Genomic DNA, 22,096 nt, shown 5'->3' with positions numbered 1-22,096 from the left:
GACATGCACCTGTGCGCATATGAAACTAAGTGCATGTCGTTGCAGCACGCGCTCCTCGTCTCCCTCGCGGAGCAGGAGGCCACAGGGTACGACCTGACGCGTCGCTTCGACCGCTCGCTCGGCTTCTTCTGGCGAGCCACGCACCAACAGATCTACCGCGTGCTCGGGCGCATGGCCGAGGACGGCCTGCTCGCCGTCCGCATCGAACCGGGGGAGGGGCGCCCGGATCGACGGGTTTACGCCGTCACCGATCTCGGTCGCGAAGAGTTGCTGCGCTGGACTCGGGAGCCCACTCCGAGCGAACAGCTGCGCTCGGAGTTCGCCGTCAAGATCCGCGGCATGGGCTTCGGTGACGAGGACGCCGTCGTCGCCGACATTCGACGCCGGCGCGCCGAGCACGCCGAACAGCTCGCCTACTTCGAGGCGAACCGTGCCAAGCACTACCCGGACGTCGAAGCGCTCACCGACGAGGAGCGTCCGCTGTACGCGGTGCTGCGCGGCGGCATCCTCACCGAGCAGTCCCTGCTCGCCTGGTGCGACGAGATGCTCGATCTGTTCGGAGCCTCCGCCGCACCCGCTGCCGACACCCCACCGACTGCCATCCGACACGAGACCACCGAGGCGCCCGAGGCGTCACGTACATCGAGGAGAACCGCATGAGTTACGAGCACCTGCTCAGCCCGCTCGAGGTGAGCGGCGTGACGCTGAAGAACCGCGTCATGATGGGCTCGATGCACACCGGCTTCGAGGACAAGAAGCGTGACTTCCCGCAGCTGGCACGCTACTTCGCCGCCCGCGCCGAGGGCGGCACCGCGCTCATGGTGACGGGTGGGTTCGCGCCGAACACGACCGGTCAGCTCAGCCCGTTCGGGTCGATGCTCACCGGAAAGCGTCAGGTCGATCGCCACAAGATAGTCACCGACGCGGTGCACGAGCACGACAGCCGCATCCTCATGCAGATCCTCCACGCGGGTCGTTACGGCTACACGCCCTGGAGCAAGAGCGCGTCGAACAAGAAGTCGCCGATCACGCCGTTCCGCCCCAAGGCGATGACGACCAAGGACGTCGAGCGCACGATCCGCGACTACGCGACGTCGGCGCGCCTGGCGAAGGAAGCCGGCTACGACGGCGTCGAGATCATGGGTTCCGAGGGCTACCTCATCAACCAGTTCCTCGCCGCGCGCACGAACGACCGCACGGACCGCTTCGGTGGCAGCGCCGAGGCGCGTATGACCCTGCCGCGCGAGATCGTCCGTGCCGTGCGTGACGCCGCGGGTGAGGACTTCATCGTGCTGTACCGCATCTCGGTGGCGGACCTCGTGGGCAACTCGCAGACGTTCGAGGAGATCGCGACGCTCGCGCAGCACCTGCAGGCCGACGGCGCGTCGATGTTCAACTCGGGCATCGGCTGGCACGAGGCTCGCATCCCGACGATCGTGACGTCGGTGCCGCGCGCCGCGTTCGCGTGGGCCACCGGCAAGCTGCGCGCCGAGGTCGACATCCCCGTCATCGCGAGCAACCGCATCAACACGCCCGAGGTGGCCGAGCAGCTGCTCGCCGACGGCCTGGCCGACATGGTCTCGATGGCGCGCCCGCTGCTCGCCGACCCGGACTTCGTCAAGAAGACCGAGGCCGGGCGTACCGACCTCATCAACACCTGCATCGCTTGCAACCAGGCCTGCCTCGACCACACCTTCGGCGGCAAGAAGGTGAGCTGCCTCGTCAACCCGCAGGCCGGGCGCGAGGGTGAGCTCGTGCTCCTGCCGGTGCCGAAGCAGCGCACCAAGAGCGTTGCCGTCGTCGGCGCCGGCCCCGCCGGTCTCGCCGCCGCGACGAACCTCGCCGAGCGCGGCCATGCCGTCACGCTGTTCGAGACGCGCGATCACCTCGGTGGCCAGTTCCGTCTCGCGATGAACATCCCCGGCAAGGAGGAGTTCGCCGAGACCCTGCGCTACTTCACGCGTCGCCTCGAGGAGCTCAAGGTCGAGGTGCGCCTCGGCACGAAGGCCGACGCCGACGTGCTGGCCGAGTTCGACCACGTCGTGCTCGCCACGGGCGTCGTGCCGCGTCGCCCGCAGATCGAGGGCCTCGACCACCCGAAGGTCATCATGTACGACGAACTGTTGCGCGGCGAGAAGGCGGCCGGCGCGAGCGTCGCCGTGGTCGGCGCCGGAGGCATCGGTTTCGACGTGAGCGAGTTCCTCCTGCACGAGCCGCACGAGACGCTCAAGCACTGGATGGAGCGCTGGGGCGTCACCGACTCCGAAACGGTGCCGGGCAACATCACCGAGAAGGTGATGGAGGATCCGCGCCGCCAGGTCTACCTCGTGCAGCGCAAGCACACGGCGCTGGGCAAGGGCCTCGGCAAGACGACCGGTTGGGTGCACCGGCAGACGCTCAAGGACTCGAAGGTCGAGTTCATCGGCGGCGCCACGTACGACCGCATCGACGATGACGGCCTCCACCTGACGCTCACCGCCGCGCCGCCGCGCCCCGTGGGCCCGGTGACGAAGCTGTCGAAGAAAACCGGCCTGCCGCTCGGCATGGTGCCGCAGCTCAAGGCGCTCGACAAGCGTCTGGGCAAGGTGTCGAGCGAGGCGCAGGAGAAGTTCGACGCCGCCGAGCCGGTCACGCGGGTGCTCGACGTCGACACCGTCGTCATCTGCGCCGGCCAGGAGTCGGTGCGCGACCTCATCCCAGGCCTCGACGAGAGCAAGGTGACCGTCATCGGCGGCGCCGATGTGGCCGCCGAGCTCGACGCGAAGCGTGCCATCAAGCAGGCGACGGAGGTTGCCGCCGCCTTGTGAGCCTGCAGGTCCGAAGCGCGCCCGCACGTTCTTCCACGCTAGGTCGTGGAGGTTCGCGCGGGCGCGCTTCGTGCGTGAGTGGGCTGTCAGGCGCTGATCCAGCGACGCATGTTGGTGTCCTCGGCCGTCGAGTACTCGTTGCTCGTGAGGTGAAGCGTCGAGCTGATCGAGCTGAGGGTGCCCTTGAGCTTCGTCATGTCGGTGTGCCACGTCGTCATGAGGGACGAGAAGTTGGTCGACGCCGAGCCCTTCCACTGCGTCTGCAGGGTCGTCAGCTTCGTGTTGAGGTTCGTCAGGGACGTCTCGAGCTCGGTGACGAGGGTAGCCGTGTCGGTGCCGTGGGTGGAGATCGCGTCGGAATCGACGGTGTACTGCGATGCCATGGTGCTGCCTTTCGAACGGGGGAGGCGAGGGGGTTCGTCTCCTCGAGTTCGACGGTAGACAGGACGCTTCAAGCGGTGCGTTCGGTCATCCACAGGCGCGCCCAGCCGTCACACCTGTGGACGGTGCGCACCCCCGACACGTGACTGCCCCTACCTTCCCTTGCCCCGGGTATCCCGTTGATGCCGTAGCCCATTGCCTTGTCTGTGACCACCGCCGGCTCGTGGTCTCGACGGCGCGGCCGTTTCCACCCCTTGTCAGTGCGGCGCGCTAGGTTGGCGGCATGAGCGAACGCACGATCGCGGCCGAGGCCGACGGCCTGACGATGGCGTACGGCGAGGGCGACGCGCGTGTCCTCGCGCTCGACGGGGTGAGCCTCGATCTTTACGAGGGCGAGTTCACCGCCGTCATGGGCCCGAGCGGATCGGGCAAATCCACCCTCATGCACTGCCTCGCTGCGCTCGAGACGCCCACCGACGGCAAGGTCTACATCGGTGACGCCGAGGTCAGCGGCCTCGACGACAAGCGCCTCACCGCGCTGCGCCGCGACCGCATCGGCTTCATCTTCCAGTCGTTCAACCTCGTGCCGACGCTCACGGCCCGCGAGAACATCCTGCTGCCCGCCTCGATCGCCGGGCGCAAAGTCGACCAGGAACTGTTCGACGACGTCATTCACGCCGTCGGGCTCGAATCGCGACTCGGGCATCGCCCCAGCCAGCTCTCCGGCGGCCAGCAGCAACGCGTCGCGTGTGCGCGCGCCCTCGTCACGCAACCCGACATCATCTTCGCCGACGAACCCACCGGCAACCTCGACTCCCGCTCCGGCGAGGAGGTCCTGAGCTTCCTTCGTCGCAGCGTCGACCGGCTCGGGCAGACCATCGTCATGGTCACCCACGACGCGTTCGCCGCCGGCTTCACCGACCGAGTCGTCTTTCTCGCCGACGGCCGCGTCGTCGACGAGATGCGCGACCCCACGTCGGAGCGCGTGCTCGACCGCATGAAGCAATTCGAGTCCCGCGCCGGGCGGCGATAAGGGTGCTCGCCACCTCGCTCAAGACGGTGTGGGCGCGCAAACTGCGCCTGCTGTTGAGCACGTTCGCCATCGTGCTCGGCGTCGCCTTCGTCGCCGGCTCGCTCATGTTCACCGACTCCCTCGGCAAGGCCTTCACCGGCATCATGAACGGCACCGTCGGTGACGCCAACGTCCGCCTCGCCCAGGAGAACGGCGGCCACGGCTCGCGCCTCGGCGCTCGCATCATCCCGCCGAGCGCGCTCGAGAAGGCCCGAGCCGCCGACGGCGTCAAGCAGGTCGACGGAGTCGTCACCTCCATTTCGGCCACCGTCCTGGCCCAGGACGGCAAGGTCATCGGCGGGCAGGGGGCGCCTGCGTTCGGCGTCAACTTCCACACAGCCAAGGCCGCCGAGGGCGCCGAGGGCCTCCACATCACCGGGGGCCGGGCACCGGCGAAGAACGGTGAGATCGCGCTCGATCCGAAAACGGCAGAGCGCGGCGGCTACCGAATCGGCGACACCGTGAGCATCCTCACCACCGGTGAGACGCCGCGCTACTCCGGCAAACTCGTCGGCTTCGCCTCCTACGCCAACGGCTCGATGGTCGGCACGACGCTCGCCGTCGTCGACACGAAGACCTCCCAGAAGCTCTTCCTCGACGGGCGCGACGGCTACACCTCGCTGTGGGTCGAGGCCGAGCCCGGCACGTCCCAGGACGACGTCGTCAAGGCCCTCAAACCCACCGTTCCGGAGGGCTTCGAGGTCGTCACCGGCAAGCAGGCCTCAGACGAGGCGGCCTCCGGAATCCAGGACGCGCTGTCGTTCATCACGACCTTCCTCCTCGTCTTCGCGGGCGTCGCGCTGCTCGTCGGCTCGTTCCTCATCGTTAACACGTTCGGCATCCTCGTCGCGCAGCGCAGCAAGGAATTGGCGCTCATGCGCGCGCTCGGCGCGTCGCGGCGTCAGGTCTTCGGCGGCGTCGTCATCGAAGCGCTCGTCGTCGGTTTCATCGGTTCGGTGCTCGGCATCGGCGTCGGCGTCCTGCTCGCCAAGGGCATCTCGGCCCTGCTCGCTCGTCTCGGCGCCGAGATCGACACCGGTGGCCTCACACTCGAGCCCCGCACCATTATCGTGTCGCTCGTCATCGGCCTCGGCGTCACGACGCTCGCGGCCTGGCTTCCGGCCCGCCGTGCCTCCCTCATCTCACCGATCGCTGCCATGCGCGACGACCAGGTCGAGCCCGAGCAGACGGTCTCCCGTCGCGCGTGGTTCGGTGCGCTCCTGTTCGTCATCGGCGTCGCGCTCGTCGTCGCGCAGCTCATCACCGACTCGAGCATTTGGGTGTTCGTCACCGGCATGGTGCTCATGCTCTTCGGCACCATCGCGGCCACACCCGTGCTGGCGCGCCCGGTGGTACGCGGCATCGGTGCCCTCGCCCGGCGTCAGGGCGTCGTGGCACGCCTCGCCGAGGAGAACTCGCTGCGTAACCCGCGCCGCACCGCGGCCACGACATCGGCGCTCATGATCGGGCTCGCGCTCGTGTCGATGATGACGGTGTTCGGCGCCTCGGCCTCGGGCAGCATCGATGCCCTCATCGCCAAGAGTTTCCGCGGCGACTTCGTCGTGAGCGGCCAGCGCTCGGAGCCGATGTCGCAGAGCATCGCGCCGTCGATGAAGAAGGTCGACGGCGTCCGTGAGGTCTCACGCCAGCGCTACGGCGACGGCACGGCCAACGACGCTCCTGCCACCTTCCTGGCCGTCGACGCGGCATCGCTCGACGACGTTGCGCCGATCACGGTGACGCAGGGTTCGCATGCGCTCGACGACTCGAAGCTCCTCGTCTCGACGGACGTCGCGAAGGCCTTCAGCTGGAAGCCGGGCACTCAGGTGCGCATCACGGTCGACGGCTCGCGCACCCGCACGGTCAACGTCGCGGGTGTCTTCGACAAGGAGGACAACGACCGTCAGGACGACTACGTCGTCACCATCCCGACGTTCGAAGCAATCGGCGGCGCGAAGAAGGACAACATGCTCCACGTCCTCGCAGCCGACAGCGCCGACCGGAAGAAGGTGCAGGCCGGGCTCGAAGGTGTCGTCAAGGACATCCCGACGATCACGGTGAAGGACCAGGAGGGCTACGCGGCCGAGCAGCGCGCGCCGATCGACTCGATGCTCACCCTCATCTACGGCCTGCTCGGTCTCGCCATCGTCATCGCCGTGCTCGGCATCATCAACACGCTCGCGCTGTCCGTCATCGAGCGCACCCGCGAGATCGGGCTGCTACGGGCGGTCGGTCTGAGCCGCCGTCAGCTGCGCTCGATGGTGCGCCTCGAGGCCGTGACGATCTCGCTCATCGGTGCTCTCATCGGCGTTGTCCTCGGCACGATCTTCGGGGTGCTGTTCCAGCGCACGCAGGCCGATTCGGGTGTTGACGTCCTCGTCATTCCGTACGGGCGCCTCGCGCTCTTCCTCGTGCTCGCGGCCCTCGTGGGTGTGCTCGCCGCGTGGTGGCCGGCCCGACGCGCGTCGAAGCTCAACATCCTGTCCGCCATCGCCACAGAGTGATCAATCGAAGGAGAAGGCCGTGAGCGACACCGACCCCAGGATCGATGTTCTGTCCCAGGCGAACGTCGAACACGTGCCCGGCCCCGCAGACGTGACGACGGTGCTCGTCACGCTCCCGCCCGGCAGCGCGGGCAGCCCGCCGCACCGCCACCCCGACCCCGTCTTCGGCTACCTCATCTCCGGTGAGATGCGCTTCGAGGTCGAGGGTGAACCCGAGCGCATCATCCGCGCGGGGGAGGCGTTCTGGGAGCCGGGCGGCGACCTCATCCACTACCAGGACGCGACAACCTCGACGACGCCGAGACCGTCTTCACCGTCACGGCAGTGCTGCCGCCGGGCGCCGACCTGCTCGTTCCCGTCAGCGACGAAGAACTGGCCGAGCGGGCTCACCTGCGGGCGCCGCGCTCGAACTGAGCTGCGGCGGCAGCCCTTGGGCGTGCACGATCGTCAGGGCGCTGACGGCACGCGTCAGGACGACGTAGAGGCGCCGTAGCCCCGTCAGCTCGTCGGCTTCGGCAGCCACGATGTCGGCCGGCTCCACCACGACAACGCGGTCGAACTCGAGGCCCTTCGCCACGTCGGAGGGCACGAGTTCGATCTGGTGATCCTCAGCATCGCCGTGATCGCTGCCCAGTCGTCCGTAGGCCAGCCCTGCCTCACGCAGCGCTGATTCGAGTGCGTCGAGCGTCGATCCGACGGCGATGACGCCAACCGATCCCGGCTCATTGGCCGCGCTGCGGATCGCGTCCAGCGTTCCTGCGGGGAGGGCCTGCGCGCCGTCGACCTTGAGGTGCTCGAGGCGTCCACGGTTGGAACGCACCGACTCCGGCGCTGCGAGCCCCGTCGCGATCGTCGGCAGGAGGAGCGCTGCGAACTCGATGACGGCCGCCGGCACACGGAATCCCTGACGCAGTTCCTCGAGGTGGAACTCGGGCTTGCCGAGGTGACCCATCGAGGCGTCCCACGAGCCGGGCGCCCACGGCGTCGTCGCCTGCGCGATGTCGCCGAGCACGGTGGCCGAGCCCGTCGAACAGCGACGGCCGACGGCGCGCAACTGCATGGCCGAGAGGTCCTGGGCCTCGTCGACGATGACGTGCCCGAGGCTCGTCGTGCGCTCGATCGCGTCCGCGGCTTCGTCGAGCAGCCCGAGGTCCGCGACGCTCCACCGCGCCGAGCCCTTGGCCCGCGGCGGCTTCGCCCACGGGGCGAGAGCCTGCTCGTCGGCGTCGAGGTCCTCGCGCGCGCACTCGCTGAGGAAGTCGGCGTCGGACAGGAGCCGATGGACGACGCCGGCCGCGTCGATCTTGGGCCACAGCGCCTTGACGTACGCCTTCACCGGGGCGCTGCGCGCGATGGCGTCCTGCACCCGGTCGTCCGGCGAGTCGCCCGACGCTTCGAGCTTCACCATGACGGCGTGCGCCAGCCGCTGCGCCAACATCGCGCGGGCCGCTTCGTAACGCACACCCCGCGTGCGCAGTTCGTCGACGATCTCCGCCACTTCGTAGGCGGCCACGCGCCACCGACGGGAGCCGCGCGGCACGACGAGCGCTTCGGTCGGTTCGCCGACGTGTGCCCAGACGGCACGGTGGATCACGGGCGCCCAGCGCGCGTCCCCCTTGAGCACGGCGACAGCCACGTCATCGGTGTCACGCACGACCCAGCGGCGTTCCTTCGGGGTTTCGGGGTCGGCGTCGCCCGAGAGGAGGGTCGCGATCGTCGCGTGGCGTACCCGCGCCTCGCCGAGCGACGGGAGCACGGCGGAGATGTGGTCGAGGAACGCCGCGTTCGGGCCGACGACGAGGACGCCGGCGCGATCGAGCCGTGCCCGGAAGGTGTAGAGCAACCACGCGGCGCGGTGCAGACCGACGGCGGTCTTACCGGTGCCGGGCGCTCCCTGGATGCAGACGGTGGTCGTCACGTCCGCGCGCACGAGAGCGTCCTGCTCGGGCTGGATGGTCGAGACGATGTCGCGCATCGGGCCGGAGCGCGGTCGCTCGATCTCTTCGGCGAGGATCGCGCTGCGCAGGTCGCCGTCGACGCCGTCGCCTTCGTTGGGGCGGCTGAGGTGCTCGTCCTCGTAGGCGGTCAGTTCGCCGCGCTCGACGCCGAATCGTCGCCGCAGGCTGACGCCCATGGGCTCGGCGGGCGAGGCCCGGTAGAACGCCGTCGAAACCGGTGCGCGCCAGTCGATGACGAGCGGGTCGCCGTCCTCGTCGGAGACGTGTCGGCGCCCGACGTAGAGCTGTTCCTCGTGGGCCGTGGCCTGCGTCGGGTCGGTGTAGTCGATGCGACCGAAGAAGAGGGTTGTCGACGGGTCGTCGGTCAGGGCCGCCACGCGCCGGGCAAGCGTCGCTCCGAGGGCCTCACCGCTGACGGCGTCGCTCGCCTTCGACGCATCCAGGGCCAGTGTCGCCTCCCGCATCCGGGCGAGGTTGGCGCGCGCCCGGGCGAGGTGTTCGCGTTCGTGGGTGAGGACGGCGTCCGACGTGGGTGCGGGCATGGGTGACTCACCTCGGGTCGCGAGCGGCGGGGGAGAGCCAACAATAGCGGGCTCGGCCGCACTGCTCGGTGCCGCTGTCGACGCGCACGGCCCACCCCGATGTTGCCGGGATGGGCGCTGCGAACTGACGCGTCCTCGGGTCACTTCTTGGCGGGCTGGGCTCCGAGCGTGACCTGGACGTTCTGCTGCTTGCCGTCGCGGATGATCGTCAGTTTCACCGTGCTGCCCACCGTGCGTGAGCGCACCTGCGCGACGAGCGCGTTCGCCGACGTGATGGGCTGACCGTCGAGCTCGATGATGGCGTCGTTCTCACGCAGGCCGGCCTTCTCGGCGCCGCTGCCCTTGCTCACGGACGAGACCTTCGCCGCGGTGAGCGTGGCCTTTCCGTTGCTCACCTCTGTGGGCTGAGTGGAGATGCCGAGCAGTGCGTGCTCGGCCTCGCCCTTGTCGATGAGCTGGTCGGAGATGTTCTTCACGACGCTCATCGGGATGGCGAAGCCGATGCCGATGTTGCCGCTCTGGCCGGAGCCGCCGCCGGAACTCAGCGACGCGATCGAGGAGTTGATGCCGATGAGACGGCCGCTGCCGTCGACGAGCGCACCACCGGAGTTGCCCGGGTTGATGGCGGCCGAGGTCTGGATCGCGTTCGTCACGACGGTGTCGTTCGACGTCGACGACCCCCCGGAGTTTCCGCCGCTCGTCGTCACAGGACGGTTCATCGCGGAGACGATGCCCGTCGTCACGGTGCCCGCGAGGCCGAGGGGGTTACCGACGGCCATGACGGGCTGGCCGACGACGAGCTTCTTGTCGTCGCCGATCTCCACCGGGGTGAGCGACGGCACGTCCTTGATACGGATGACGGCGAGGTCGGTGGACGGGTCGGTGCCCACGATGTCGGCCTTGTAGGTGCGGTTGTTGTGCAGCGTCACCTGCACCTCGGCGTCGTCCCCGCGGTCGCCGCCCGCGACGACGTGGTTGTTCGTGACGATGTTGCCCTGCTTGTCGAGGATGACGCCCGAGCCCTGCCCGCCGTTGTCGCCGGAACGGACCGAGATCGAGACGACGCTCGGGTTCACCTTGGCCGCCGTCGCCGACCAGTTGACGGTGCCCGCGTCGGCGAAGTCCTTCGGGTCGGCCTTGATGACGGTGGAGTTACCGCTCGTGTAGCCGGTGCCGTCGTCGCCTGCCTTCACGACGCCGTAGGTGCCTGCGGAGGCGAGCGCCGCTGCGAGGACGGCGGTGGCGCCGACCGCAGCGAACAGGCCCTTGCGGCTCTTCGCCTTCTCCTGGTCGGTCGTCGAGAACGCCGAGGCCGCGGGGCCCTGTGCCGCCGGACCGCCGGGGTGGGCGTTCATCGCGGCGTACCCGCCCGCCGGAGCGCCCCAGGGCGCTTGCTGTTGGGGGTTCGGAGCCTGCGCCGGCTGCTGGCGTGGCTGCGGCACGGGGTGTCCGTCCGTGCCCTGGGTGTTCGGGTGGTCACCGGGGCCGTACGGACGTGCCGGTTCGGGACGGATCTCCTGCGTGGCGTCGACGGGGCGCGAGCCTTCCGAGGGAGTGGAGGTGTCACCCTGGCCGGGACGGCCCGAGTCGGAAGCGCCGGTGGCAGGAGCCTGATGCTGACCGGGCAGCGGGCGCCGCATCCCGCCGTCCGGGCGGTCTGGTGTGGCGTTCGGGTGGTCGGGCATGTCGAGACTCCTGCTGTCGCGTGGTCCTTCTTCGAACCGAGGTTAGTGGGTCGTGGGCGGTGGGTGCGCATCGGTTGACCGGGCCTGGTCTGTCTGTGGATCCGCTGTGCGGCCGGAGGGCAGACGGAGAGTGAACGTGGCTCCGCCGCCAGGAGTTTCGTCGACCGACGCGGTGCCGTGGTGGGCCGCTGCGATGGCGGCCACGATGGACAGGCCGAGGCCGGTGCTGCCCTGGGTGCGGCTGCGGGCCGGGTCGGCGCGGTAGAAGCGGTCGAAGACGCGCTCGCGCATCGACTCGGGGATGCCGGGGCCGTGGTCGACCACTTGGAGCACCGCATCGCGCCGTCCGTCCGGGCCGGGCAGGTGCCCGACGCGGACGTCGACCTCGGTGCCCTCGGGCGTGTAGCGCTCGGCGTTCGTCACGAGGTTCGTCACGACCTGCCGCAGGCGCTGCTCGTCTCCGCGCACCGTGACGGGCCCGAGCGGTCCGTCGATGCCGCGCACTCGGAAGCGCTGTGAGGTGACGCGGGCCTCTGCGTCGGCGACGGCGTCCGCAGCGATGACGGTGAGATCCACGTCGGAGACGGGGCGTGCGGTCGCGGCCGAGTCGGAACCGACCGTCGCGGCGCGCTGTTCGGTCTCGAGGCGCGAGAGCAGGAGCAGGTCGTCGACCATGGCGCTCATCCGCTTGGCTTCGTTCTCGATGCGCCCGAATCCGGCGGACACGTCGGCCGGGTCGGTGACGGCGCCGACGCGGTACAACTCCGCATAACCGCGGACGGTCGCGAGGGGAGTGCGCAGCTCGTGGGAGGCATCTGCGACGAAGCGTCGCATGCTCTCCTCACTGCGATCCTTGACGGCCATCGAGCGCTCGATCTGGCTCAGCATGACGTTGAGGGAGTGCGCGAGGCTCTCTACCTCGTCGGTCGTTTCCGGGTCGGGCACGCGGCGCGTGAGGTCACCGGCTGCGATGGCCGCGGCTGTGTCCTCGATGTCGCGCAACGGGCGCAACGCGCGGCGCACGGCCCACAGGCCCGCGCCCGTCGCGATGAGCAGTGCGAGGGAGCTGACGGCGATTGTCATGATCTGCATGCGGCGTACGACCGTGCGCACGTTCGACAGGCTGACGGCGACCGCATAGGGGCGGCCCGAGGCCTCGTCGATGCCTTGCACCATTCGCCACTTCGTCGTCGACGAGCCCTGGGAGCCGATCGTTTGCGGCGTGCCTTCCGACGTGCGGGCCGTTCGGGCCGAGACGACGGGGAAATCGGGGCGCGGGCCGGTGGCCGGAACGTAGTCGTGGGTGCGCTGGGAATCGACGATGCGTGCCGCGTAGACGTTGAGCGGCACCGCGCGCGTCATGTACGGCTCTTCGGATTCCTGCTGGATCGTCGAGGAGACGAGGGTCGGCGCGGCGGCCTGGAGGTCGGCGTCCTCTCGCTGCACGAGGTAGGTCTCGAGCTGCCAGGAGCCGGCCGTGCCGACGACGAACATCGCAGCACCGAGCAGGCTTGCGAGTACCGCGATGATGCGTGCACGAAGAGGCCAGCGGTGAATGCCGCCCCGCAACCTGGCGTACTGCTCGCGGGCCGTGCGGCCGGGAGTTGAGAGCGTCGACGGCGTCGGACGCGGCGACTGGGAGGGCAGAGCGTGGCCTCGTTCAGCGCGGTTCGCGCAGCACGTACCCGACGCCGCGCTTGGTGTGGATGAGCGGCTCGGAGAAGTCGGCGTCGATCTTGCGGCGCAGGTAGGAGATGTACGACTCGACGATGCCCGCCTCGCCGCGGAAGTCGTAGTCCCACACGTGGTCGAGGATCTGGCTCTTGCTCACGACGCGGCCCGCGTTGAGCATGAGGTAGCGCAACAGCTTGAACTCGGTGGGGGAGACGTCGATGACGCGTCCGGCGCGGCGCACCTCGTGGCTGTCGTCGTCGAGTTCGAGGTCGGCGACGCGCACCGTGGGGCCATCGGCGTCGTCGGCCTTCGTGCGACGCAGCACGGCGCGGATGCGGGCGACGACCTCCTCGAGGCTGAACGGCTTGGTGATGTAGTCGTCACCGCCGACGGTGAGGCCCTTGACCGTGTCGTCGACCGAGTCTCGGGCGGTGAGGAACACGATCGGCAGCTCACGGCCGCCGTCACGCAGCTGCTTCGTCACGGCGAAGCCGTCCATGTCGGGCAGCATGACGTCGAGCACGGCGAGGTCGAAATCCTGCGTGGCAGCGAGGCCGAGGCCTTCGCTGCCGCTGCCGGCAACCGCGACGTCGAAACCGGCGAACTTCATGCTCGTGGCGAGAAGGTCGCGGATGTTGGTGTCGTCCTCGACGATGAGGATGCGTGCCTCGGGTGTGCTCATACCGACCATTCTGATCGTCGAGTCTGGAAGTTTTCTGGATGTCTGCTGGATGGGTTTGCGTGCTGGACGCGGCGTCCTGCGGTGCAAGGCGTTCCTAGGATGGGGGACAGGACGAACGAAGGGGGAGGTGTCATGAGCCTGCGGTTCTACGCCGACGATTCGGCTCGGCGGACGCGTCAGCTCGTTGCGGACGCGCTGCTCGCGCTGTGGTGTCTGCTCGCCGTGTGGGCGGGCGTCGTCGTGCACCGCCGCGTGCTCGTGGCCGAGGACGGCGCGACGAAGCTGGAAACCGGCAGCGGTTCGCTCGCTCAGAACATGACGGACGCTGCGAGCGCCGTCGCGAAGATCCCGTTCGTCGGCCAGGAGGTGCGCACCCCCTTCGACAACGCGGCGACGACGGGGCGCAACCTCTCCGCGTCGGGCCACGACCTCGCCGACGGTCTCGGCAGGCTCTCGTTGACGCTCGGAATCCTGACGGCGCTCGTGCCCATCCTGTTCGCACTCATTCCGTGGTGCTTCACCCGCCTTCGCTACGCCCTGCGGGCCGGGCGCGTCGCGCACCTGCGCGCGATGCCGGGCGGTGAACGTCTCCTCGCGCTCGAAGGCCTGACGACGCTGCGTCCCAGCGTCCTCGCATCGCTCGATCCGGACCCCGCTGCCGCGTGGCAGGAGGGCGATCGCACCGTCACCCGGGAGCTCGCGGCGCTCGTTCTGGTCGCGTTCGGGCTGCGCGGGGGAGACGTGAGCCCAGAGAGAAGGCGCGGGGCTGCGCTGCCGACGACGCCGGGTCGCGATGAACCGTCCGACGCAGGGTCGCCGACCACTGAGTCGCTCGATGCTCGGGCGGCCGATGAGCCGGTCGACACCGACCCGCCCTACGACCAGTTGGGCGACGACGATCTCGACGACGACATCACCCTCGTCGACGGGCCTCACGATGACGGGGCCGACGACGGGGCAGAAGACGGGGACGACGGTTTCGACCCCGAGGGCGAGACGCGCGTCACCAAAGCATAGGTACGGAATATTCCGCGGCATTCCGGCGTTGACGGACGTGATCACCCGCCCGTCCCGCGAGCCGAGGAGGTACCACGAGCCCCACATTCGCCTCGTTGTCCATCCGTAACTACCGTCTGTACGCCGCCGGCGCACTCGTGTCGAACGTCGGCACCTGGGTCGGACGCGTCGCCCAGGACTGGGTCGTTCTCACCGAGCTGACCGACCACGACGCCGCTGCCCTCGGCCTCGTCACTGCGCTGCAGTTCGCGCCCGTCGTGCTCCTCGCCCCGCTCGCCGGAGCGTTCGCCGACGCCTACCCGAAGCGTCGCCTCCTCATGCTCAGCCAGAGCGCGCTCGCGCTCACCTCGGCGCTGCTCGCCGTCCTGCTGCTCACCGACACCGCGAGCCTCGGCGCCGTCATGGCCATCGCCTTCGCCCAGGGCATCGCGACCGCGCTCGACAACCCGACGCGTCAGGCCTTCGTCTCCGAGATGGTTCCCGAGAGCCGCCTGACGAACGCCGTCGGTCTCAACTCGGCCTCGTTCAACGCGGCGCGCCTCATCGGCCCCGGCGTCGCCGGCCTGCTCATCGCCAGCATCGGCGCGGGGTGGTCGATGGTCGTCAACACGCTGTCGTTCGTCGCCGTTCTCGTGGCACTCGCCGCGATGAACCCCCGCGAACTACGTCCGGCGCCCCGGCGCAAGGGCCGCGGTGGAGTGCGCGAGGGGCTCGTCTATGTCCAGGGACGGCGCGACCTGCAGCTCATCATGGGGCTCGTCTTCGTGCTCGGCACGTTCGGTATGAACTTCCAGATCACGACGGCCCTCATGGCGACGACGGTCTTCCACGCCGACGCCCGCGCCTACGGCGTCATCTCGTCGGTCATGGCTGTCGGCTCGCTCGCAGCCGCTCTGCTCGCCGCACGCCGCAAGGCGCCGTCGCTGCGCCTTCTCATGCTCGCGCTCGTGTCGTTCACGGTGTTCTCGGCGCTCGCCGCGATCGCTCCGAACGTCTGGCTCTTCGGCATCTTCCTCGTGCCCGTCGGCCTCGCGTCGCTCACGGCGCTGACGACGGCGAACGCCACCGTTCAGCTGAGCGTCGCACCGGCGCTGAGAGGTCGCGTCATGGCGCTCTACATGGCGATCCTCATGGGCGGCACGCCAGTTGGCGCTCCGCTCATCGGCTGGATCGGCAACACGTTCGGCGCCCGCTGGACCATCCTCGTCGGCAGCATCGCCGTCGGCCTTGCAACCCTGGTCGCGGGGGTGGCGCTCATGCACGCCCGCCACTACGACTCGCGTGACGTCATGGCAATGCGTCCGCGTCTGCACCGCAGTGAGCGCGACCTCGACCGCACCGACGACGAGCGCGTCAGCGCTGTGGCGAGCGTCTCTGCCGGCCAGAGCGGCGACGCCGCGGTGCGCGAACCCGCAGTGAGAGAATCGGCGGCATGACCCCGAAGACCCGTCGCCTCATCGTTCTCGTCGCGCTCGCGGCTTTCGTGCTCGTGCCGATCCTCGCCCAGCTCGCGAGCCTCTGACTCAGACGGAGGCTGCGGCGCTCGCGTTCTCGCGGGCACGCTCGGCGCGGCGTAGCTGGTCGACCTCCTCGACGACGATGCGGCGCAACGCTCCCGGCGCCTCGACGTGCCCGTCGAGCCAGGCCTGAGCGGCCTCGGCATCGGTGACGACACCGAACAGCCCACGGGCGAGTTTCGAGGCGATGACCTGGCTGCGTCCGTTCCACCACCGCTCCAGCGAATCGAGGTAACGCGCCTGCAGGACGACGCCCTGAGCGCAGAGCACCGACGCAGGGTACGTGAGGCCGGCGACGAGGGCAGCCACCTCCTCGTTCGTCAGTGACTCGTCATCGGTGCGCTCCCACGCGGTGAGCTTCGCCTGTGGTGTCGCTAGCGCGGCGCGCACGGCAATGGCCTGTGCAATGCCGCGTTTCGTCGTATCGCGCTCGAGTTCGCGATCCAATTCGGCCCGCACCTCGTCGACCTCGTGCTCGCCGGCCTGCGCCGCGCGCGAGACGAGCAAGGCCCAGCGCTCGTCGGCGTCGGGGTGGAAGAGACCGTCGGGGCCGTCGAGCATTGCCCTCACTTCGTGCTGCGCCGCGGGAGCGATGCCGGCAGCCCACGTGAGGACGCGTCGCCACGCCAGCGCGAGATCGAGGCGTGCGGTCGGTTGTGCGAAGGCGTCGTACAGGTCACCGTCGAGGGCCGAGGTGTAGGCATCCCGCGCGACACGCCACAGCGCGTCCCCCCACTCAGCGCGCATCGAGGTGGGGAGATACGCCGTGACGGCCGTGACGTACTTGAGGCACACGCCGTCGACGACGGCGGGGGAGCGCTCTGCCGGGATGTGCCCGAGCACCGTCCGGCAGAACGTCTGCGTCGGAAGGTGCGCGTCGCGGCACGCGTGCCACAGCTGACCCCACGCGACGGCACGCGAGTTCGTCGGCTCGAGCGCCGCGAGATGACCCGTCAACGCGTCGAACGTGGCGGCGTCGGGCACGATGCGCGCATACGTCCAGTCGTGGTCGTCGACGAGCGTGACGGCGCCCGTGTTGGGCAGGGGAGTGCGTGCGTCGGTGACGTCGATCCACTCCGAATCCAGGGGCGTCCAGCCGTCGTCCGTGACGGAGAACGACGTCACCTGGAGGCGGTGCGGGCGTGCAGCCGGGGCGGCGGGCGGTTCGTCGGCGCTCCAGTCGAGGCTTTCGCGCACGAGCTCGCCACCGTTCACCGAGAGGGTGTCCGGGCCGGCCGTGCGCAACCACGCCTCGGCCCACGCGCTCATGTCACGTCCGCTCGCGGTCGACAGGGCGGTGAGGAAGTCGGTGAGCGAGGCGTTGACGAACGCGTGGTCCGCGAAGTACGCCGAGACTCCTGCGTAGAAGGCGTCCTCGCCGACGTAGGCAACGAGCTGTCGCAGCACGGAGGCGCCCTTGGCGTAGGTGATGCCGTCGAAGTTGGCCCGCGCGGCCTCGACGTCGGGGATGTCCGCGACGATCGGGTGCGTCGTCGGCAGTTGGTCGGCGGAGTAGGCCCACATCTTGCGGCCGAGCCCGAAGGTCACCCAGGCGTCGGCGAACTCGGTGACCTCTTCGCTCGCCTGGGTGCCGATGAAGTCGGCGAAGGACTCCTTGAGCCACAGGTCGTCCCACCACGGCATCGTGACGAGGTCGCCGAACCACATGTGCGCCATCTCGTGCAGAAGCGTGTTGGCGAGGGCCTCGCGCTCGCTGCGGGTGGCGTCGCCGCGCTTGAGGTAGCGCTCGTTGAACGTCACGAGGCCGGGGTTCTCCATGGCGCCGATGTTGTACTCGGGCACGAAGATCTGCTCGTACTTGCCCCAGGGGTACTCACGGCCGAACCGCTCCTCGCACCAGGGCAACCCGGCCTTCGTCCAGCGCAGCAGGTCGGCGCTCGGCAGACGTGACGCCATCGCGGGGCGGCACATGAGCGACAGCGGCACGCGGCGGCCGTCGTCACTCACCCACTCGTCCTCGACGAGGTGGTACGGGCCGGCGATGACGCACACGATGTACGTCGAGATCGGCAAAGTCGGGGAGAAGTCGGTCGTCGTGACGGCGCCCTCGCTCGCGCTGTGCTCGGCTTCGGCGTTGGAACGCACGAGCCACCCTGTCGGTGCGCTCACGCTGATGCGGAACGGAGCCTTGAGGTCGGGCTGGTCGAAGCACGCGAAGACCCGGCGGGCGTCAGTCGGCTCGAAGTGCGTGTAGAGGTAGGTCTCGCCGTCCTCGGGGTCGTGGTAGCGGTGCAGGCCCTCACCCGTGTGGCCGTACACGCACTGCGCGGTGATCGTAACGGTGTGTTCGCGCCCCGGCGTGAGCCCTTCGACGCGCACGCGCGAGTCCGCGTACGTCGCTCGGGCGCGCTCACCGTCGAGTTCGACCTGCGGTTCCCCTACCGCGACGAGGTCGATCTCGACACTCGACTCGCTCGAGACGAGCGTGATCGTCGAGGTCGACGTGAAGGTCGACTGCGTCGAATCCGGCGCCCCCGTCAGATCGAGGTGAATGGCGTGGTCGGCGAGTTCGACGGTCGCGGAACGGTGTTCGGCGACGGCGCGAGTGAGGTTCGCGGCCGAGGGCATGAGCGTCCTTCCTGGGAATGCAGCCTGGGAAATGCTAGCGGCGCGGGCTCGGCCCGCCCGCTTGAGCAGTGACGTCAGAGACGTTCGATGACGTGGTCGATGCAACGCGTCAGGGCCTCGACGTCCGAGGGGTCGACGGCCGGGTACATGCCGATGCGCAGCTGGTTGCGGCCCAACTTGCGGTAGGGCTCGACGTCGACGATGCCGTTCGCGCGCAGCGTCGCGGCCAGCTTGGCGGCGTCCACCGTGTCGGCGAAATCGATCGTGCCGATAACGAGTGAGCGGTGCTGGGCTTCGCTGACGAACGGGGAGGCCAGTTCGTGTGCGTCGGCCCAGGTGTAGAGCGCCTGCGACGACGCGGTCGTACGGCCCACTGCGAAGTCCATGCCGCCGCCTGCGAGGAGCCAGTCGAGCTGCTCCTTCATGAGCGCGTACGTCGCGAGGGCCGGCGTGTTGTACGTCTGGTGGGCGCGACTGTTCGTCACCGCGGTGTCGAGGTCGAGGAACGGAGGAATCCAACGTCCGCTCGCTTTGATGCGCGCGACGCGTTCGAGCGCAGCGGGGGACATGAAGGCGAACCACAGGCCGCCGTCGCTCGCGAACGACTTCTGGGGAGCGAAGTAGTAGACGTCGGTCTCGGTGAGATCGACGGGCAGGCCTCCGGCCGCCGACGTCGCATCGATGACGACGAGTGCGTCCTCGGCGATGCCGTCGGGGCGCTGCACGGGTGCCATCGCGCCGGTCGAGGTCTCGTTGTGCGCCCAGGCGTAGGTGTCGATTCCGGCCGTCGCGACGGGGGAAGTGACACTGCCCGCAGGTGCCTCGATGACGTGCGGAGCCTCGAGGAAGGGTGCCGCCGCAGCACTGGCGAACTTGGCGGTGAACTCGCCGAAGACGAGGTTCTGCTGACGCGTCTCGATGAGGGAGAACGTCGCGACGTCCCAGAACGCGTTCGAGCCTCCGACGCCCATGACGACCTCGTAGCCCTCGGGCAGGGAGTAGAGCTCGGTGAGGCCCGCCTGCACGTCGGCTACGAGGTTCTTCACCGGTGCCTGACGATGGCTGGTTCCCATGACGGGCGCCCAGCGCGAAGCGAGGGCCTGGAGGGCTTCCGGGCGGATCTTGCTCGGGCCGGAACCGAAACGTCCGTCGCTCGGCTTGAGCGAATCGGGGATGACGACGGTTTCCGCGGCAGAGGTCTCGGCACTCACTCGGAGCAGTCTAGGTGTGCGGGTGCAAGATGGGGGCATGACTGAGGTGCGAATCGACTACGACGGTGAAGGTCTCGACGAGTCGCAGGTGCCCCCGGCGCCCCACGACCTCGTGCGGCAATGGGTGGGCGACGCGCGCCGCCGCCAGGACGCTTCGGGTGACGTGCCGGAGCCTGAGGCCATCAGCATCGCGACGGCGAACGCTCAGGGCGCACCCCACGTGCGCACAGTGCTCATGCGCTACCTCGAGACCGACGGACCCGGTTTCTACACGAATCTCGAGTCGGCGAAGGCATCCGATCTTGCGGTCAACCCTCAGGTGGCGGGCGCGCTGACGTGGCCCATGATGTTCCGCGCGATCCGCTTCACCGGCACGGCTCGGGAGCTGCCGCGTGACGTCGTGCGCACATACTTCGACTCACGCCCGTGGGGTTCGCGCGTCGGTGCGTGGGTCTCGAAGCAGTCGCGCCCGCTCGACTCACGCGCCGAGCTCGAAGCGGCGAACGCCGAGATGGCTGCGCGCTACCCCGACACCGGCAGCCCCGACGACGTTCCGTTGCCCGACTTCTGGGGCGGCTACCGCATCGACTGCGACGAGATCGAGTTCTGGGCGGGTCGCCACTCGCGCCTTCACGACCGTCTTGTTTTCGTGCGAACCGCCGAGGGGAACCTCGACGACCCTTCGGCATGGCGTCTCGAACGTCGTTGGCCGTGAACGAGATTCGCTGACGCGAAATCCCCTGCCGGGACGATGCGACCTACCTCACGCGCGGTGGGTGTTCCTTCGGGAACGAAGTCGACCCGTTGTAGCGTTGACCATGACGAAGCGCGCCGCGTTCCCTCCCCCTGGTGGCGTGCTTCGTTCTGTTCGGCCGCAGCGCCTTCGGGTGCGCGCCGAACGGCGAAGGGCCGGACTCCCACGTGGCGTCCGGCCCTTCGTTCTTGTGTGCTGATGGCTATTTCTGACCTGCTTCGGCATCGCTCCACGGTTTGGCGCCGCGCTTGGCGAGCATGCTCGTCATGAGGTTGATCTCGCTCTTCTGGCCCTCCACCATGGTTCTGGCCAGGCGGACGGTCTGTGAGTCGCTCGCCGCAGCCTGAGCGGCCTCTGCCATCTCCACGCCGGCGCGGTGGTGGACGATCATCAGCCGCAGGTAGAGGATCTCTGCTTGCTTGCCGCGGCTCTCGCGTAGCTTCGACAACTGCTCGCCGGACGCCATGCCCGGCATCCGGCCGTCCGCGAGGAGCATTTGTCCCTTCGGAAGACCAGCGTGCTGGTGGCCGGTCCGCGCCATCCACGCCATGCGCTCACCGGACACCGCGAGGGGCAGCTCCCATTCCTGCAGCCACGCCATCATCTGGCCGCGCTGGTTCTCCTGCGTCGTCGCGATGTCGTAGGACAGCGTCTGGATGTCGGCTGCGGTGCTGCGCGAGCGCACCGTCATCGACATGTCGACAGCCTGCGCGTGGTGCGCCGACATGTCGCGCGCGAACCCGGCGTCGACGCTGTCGGCTCCCGGGTGACGTGGCTGCGCCGACCACATGCCGACGAGTGCGGCGAGCGCGAGGGCCACGAGTGCGACCAGCGTGATGGCCGCCGGGCGGCGTACCTGTGCCCAGGTGAGGTCGTCGCGACGCTCGTCGTCCGACGCGGGCTCCGGGCTTCGATGACGCTCGGGGCCCCCACCGTCGTGCGGTTTCTTTTCGTCCGTCATGGAAGGTCCGAGCGTCACATCTGGCCGGCGAGCTTGCCCGTGTTCGGGTCGTACGCGCCGCTGCAGGCTGCGCCCGGCTCAGGCGTCTGGGGGCCCTGCAGGTAGGCGTCGATGAACTTCTTGATGCGCGGATCCGAAGCGTTGTCGACCTTGAGCTGGTGGCCCCAGGCCGTCAGGACGATCTTCGAGCCCTGACCCGGGTACTGACTCATGAGCATGTAGTCCTGGCCGGCCAGCTTCTTCAGCTTGGAGATGTCACCGCTGCTCGCCTTGTCGGTGGTGATCCACACGGCGCCGTGTTCGAGGCTGTGGACGGCGTACTTGTCCGGGATCTTCTTGTCGTAGACGCCGCAGTTGGCCCAGGCCTGGTTGTGGTTACCGCCTGCGGGCGGCGTCATGGGGAACGTGGGGTCGCCCTCCACGTGGTCGCGGCCCAGGTTGCTCCACGTCTTCATGCCCTTGATGTCGGAGCTGGCGGTGCCGCCGTCGCCTCCGTCGCCAGAGTCGCGCGTCGCGAGGAAACCCACACCTGCACCGAGCGCGACGACCGCGGCGACTCCGCCCGCGATCAGGGCCATGCGCTTCTTCTTCTCCGAGCGGCGCTGCTCGGCCTGCATCTGGGCGAGGCGCTCGCGTCCACTCGCCGTATCGCGATCGCTGCGTGCCATGGGGGTACTCCTCGTGGGGGTCGTGCTGTGCGGTCGGCGCTCATTATGGCCGTACAACCTTTGCGCACGGCTAC

Annotated in this window: 16 protein-coding genes and 1 pseudogene; 8 read left to right on the top strand and 9 right to left on the bottom strand. The window is 69.1% G+C overall.

The annotated features are described in order from the left end of the window. Window positions 1-33: 33 nt before the first annotated feature. Complete coding sequence (locus tag K9D12_RS00275; RefSeq protein ID WP_223059185.1) at window positions 34-660, top strand: PadR family transcriptional regulator; 627 nt, start codon at window positions 34-36, stop codon at window positions 658-660. Next, window positions 657-2,807, top strand: coding sequence for an NADPH-dependent 2,4-dienoyl-CoA reductase (locus K9D12_RS00270; protein ID WP_223059184.1), 2,151 nt, complete (start codon window positions 657-659; stop codon window positions 2,805-2,807). Before K9D12_RS00275 ends, K9D12_RS00270 begins: the two co-directional genes overlap by 4 nt. An 86-nt stretch (window positions 2,808-2,893) precedes the next feature. Here K9D12_RS00270 and K9D12_RS00265 read toward each other — a convergent pair whose 3' ends face one another. After that, window positions 2,894-3,190 carry a WXG100 family type VII secretion target gene (locus K9D12_RS00265; RefSeq protein ID WP_047312300.1) on the bottom strand — a complete coding sequence of 99 codons (297 nt, stop codon included), beginning with the start codon at window positions 3,188-3,190 and terminating at the stop codon, window positions 2,894-2,896. Between the two features lie 281 nt (window positions 3,191-3,471). Between K9D12_RS00265 and K9D12_RS00260 the strand changes: the two genes are divergently transcribed. The 3 genes and pseudogenes from K9D12_RS00260 to K9D12_RS15160 all read left to right on the top strand — a co-directional run. Beyond that, entirely contained in the window at window positions 3,472-4,221 is a 750-nt protein-coding gene (locus tag K9D12_RS00260) for an ABC transporter ATP-binding protein (RefSeq protein WP_223059183.1), read from the top strand. 2 nt (window positions 4,222-4,223) lie between these two features. Beyond that, a complete protein-coding gene (locus K9D12_RS00255; protein ID WP_223059182.1) occupies window positions 4,224-6,764 on the top strand; it encodes an FtsX-like permease family protein in 2,541 nt (846 codons plus the stop codon). After that, window positions 6,691-6,978, top strand: a pseudogene (locus tag K9D12_RS15160) (cupin domain-containing protein); the annotation flags it as partial. The gene K9D12_RS00255 and the pseudogene K9D12_RS15160, both read left to right, overlap by 74 nt. 144 nt (window positions 6,979-7,122) lie before the next feature. Here the strand turns inward: K9D12_RS15160 and K9D12_RS00245 are convergent. The 4 genes from K9D12_RS00245 to K9D12_RS00230 all read right to left on the bottom strand — a co-directional run bounded on the left by K9D12_RS00245 (window position 7,123) and on the right by K9D12_RS00230 (window position 13,305). Continuing rightward, on the bottom strand, window positions 7,123-9,264 hold the full coding sequence (locus K9D12_RS00245; RefSeq protein WP_223059181.1) for an AAA family ATPase: 2,142 nt from the start codon (window positions 9,262-9,264) through the stop codon (window positions 7,123-7,125). A gap of 140 nt (window positions 9,265-9,404) precedes the next feature. Beyond that, entirely contained in the window at window positions 9,405-10,949 is a 1,545-nt protein-coding gene (locus tag K9D12_RS00240; RefSeq protein ID WP_225910750.1) for a S1C family serine protease, read from the bottom strand. Window positions 10,950-10,991: 42 nt separating this feature from the next. Then, window positions 10,992-12,443, bottom strand: coding sequence for a cell wall metabolism sensor histidine kinase WalK (locus tag K9D12_RS00235; protein WP_223059180.1), 1,452 nt, complete (start codon window positions 12,441-12,443; stop codon window positions 10,992-10,994). Between the two features lie 166 nt (window positions 12,444-12,609). Further along, window positions 12,610-13,305 (bottom strand): response regulator transcription factor, encoded by a 696-nt coding sequence (locus tag K9D12_RS00230; protein WP_193643309.1) that lies wholly within the window; start codon window positions 13,303-13,305, stop codon window positions 12,610-12,612. Between the two features lie 132 nt (window positions 13,306-13,437). Between K9D12_RS00230 and K9D12_RS00225 the strand changes: the two genes are divergently transcribed. Together K9D12_RS00225 and K9D12_RS00220 are read left to right on the top strand one after the other, a co-directional pair. Further along, window positions 13,438-14,322 (top strand): hypothetical protein, encoded by an 885-nt coding sequence (locus K9D12_RS00225; RefSeq protein WP_223059179.1) that lies wholly within the window; start codon window positions 13,438-13,440, stop codon window positions 14,320-14,322. A 95-nt stretch (window positions 14,323-14,417) separates the two neighbouring features. Then, complete coding sequence (locus K9D12_RS00220; RefSeq protein WP_223059178.1) at window positions 14,418-15,758, top strand: MFS transporter; 1,341 nt, start codon at window positions 14,418-14,420, stop codon at window positions 15,756-15,758. Window positions 15,759-15,845: 87 nt separating this feature from the next. Here the strand turns inward: K9D12_RS00220 and pepN are convergent, their stop codons facing one another. Next, complete coding sequence (pepN, locus tag K9D12_RS00215; RefSeq protein WP_223059177.1) at window positions 15,846-18,428, bottom strand: aminopeptidase N; 2,583 nt, start codon at window positions 18,426-18,428, stop codon at window positions 15,846-15,848. A 74-nt stretch (window positions 18,429-18,502) separates the two neighbouring features. Continuing rightward, on the bottom strand, window positions 18,503-19,678 hold the full coding sequence (gene serC, locus K9D12_RS00210) for a phosphoserine transaminase (protein WP_223059176.1): 1,176 nt from the start codon (window positions 19,676-19,678) through the stop codon (window positions 18,503-18,505). Here serC and pdxH point away from each other — a divergent pair. After that, entirely contained in the window at window positions 19,677-20,354 is a 678-nt protein-coding gene (pdxH, locus tag K9D12_RS00205) for a pyridoxamine 5'-phosphate oxidase (RefSeq protein WP_223059175.1), read from the top strand. The genes serC and pdxH overlap by 2 nt on opposite strands. A gap of 241 nt (window positions 20,355-20,595) precedes the next feature. Here the strand turns inward: pdxH and K9D12_RS00200 are convergent, their stop codons facing one another. Continuing rightward, on the bottom strand, window positions 20,596-21,354 hold the full coding sequence (locus tag K9D12_RS00200) for a DUF305 domain-containing protein (protein ID WP_187037482.1): 759 nt from the start codon (window positions 21,352-21,354) through the stop codon (window positions 20,596-20,598). A 14-nt stretch (window positions 21,355-21,368) separates the two neighbouring features. Beyond that, on the bottom strand, window positions 21,369-22,022 hold the full coding sequence (locus K9D12_RS00195) for a DUF3105 domain-containing protein (RefSeq protein ID WP_187037484.1): 654 nt from the start codon (window positions 22,020-22,022) through the stop codon (window positions 21,369-21,371). Window positions 22,023-22,096 lie beyond the last annotated feature (74 nt).

Origin of the sequence: Dermacoccus sp. Tok2021 (genome assembly GCF_019895135.1) — a bacterium.
GTDB classification, from domain to species: domain Bacteria; phylum Actinomycetota; class Actinomycetes; order Actinomycetales; family Dermatophilaceae; genus Dermacoccus; species Dermacoccus abyssi.
Note: the sequence above shows the minus strand (reverse complement) of the source record. Positions and strands in the feature narration are given on the sequence as shown.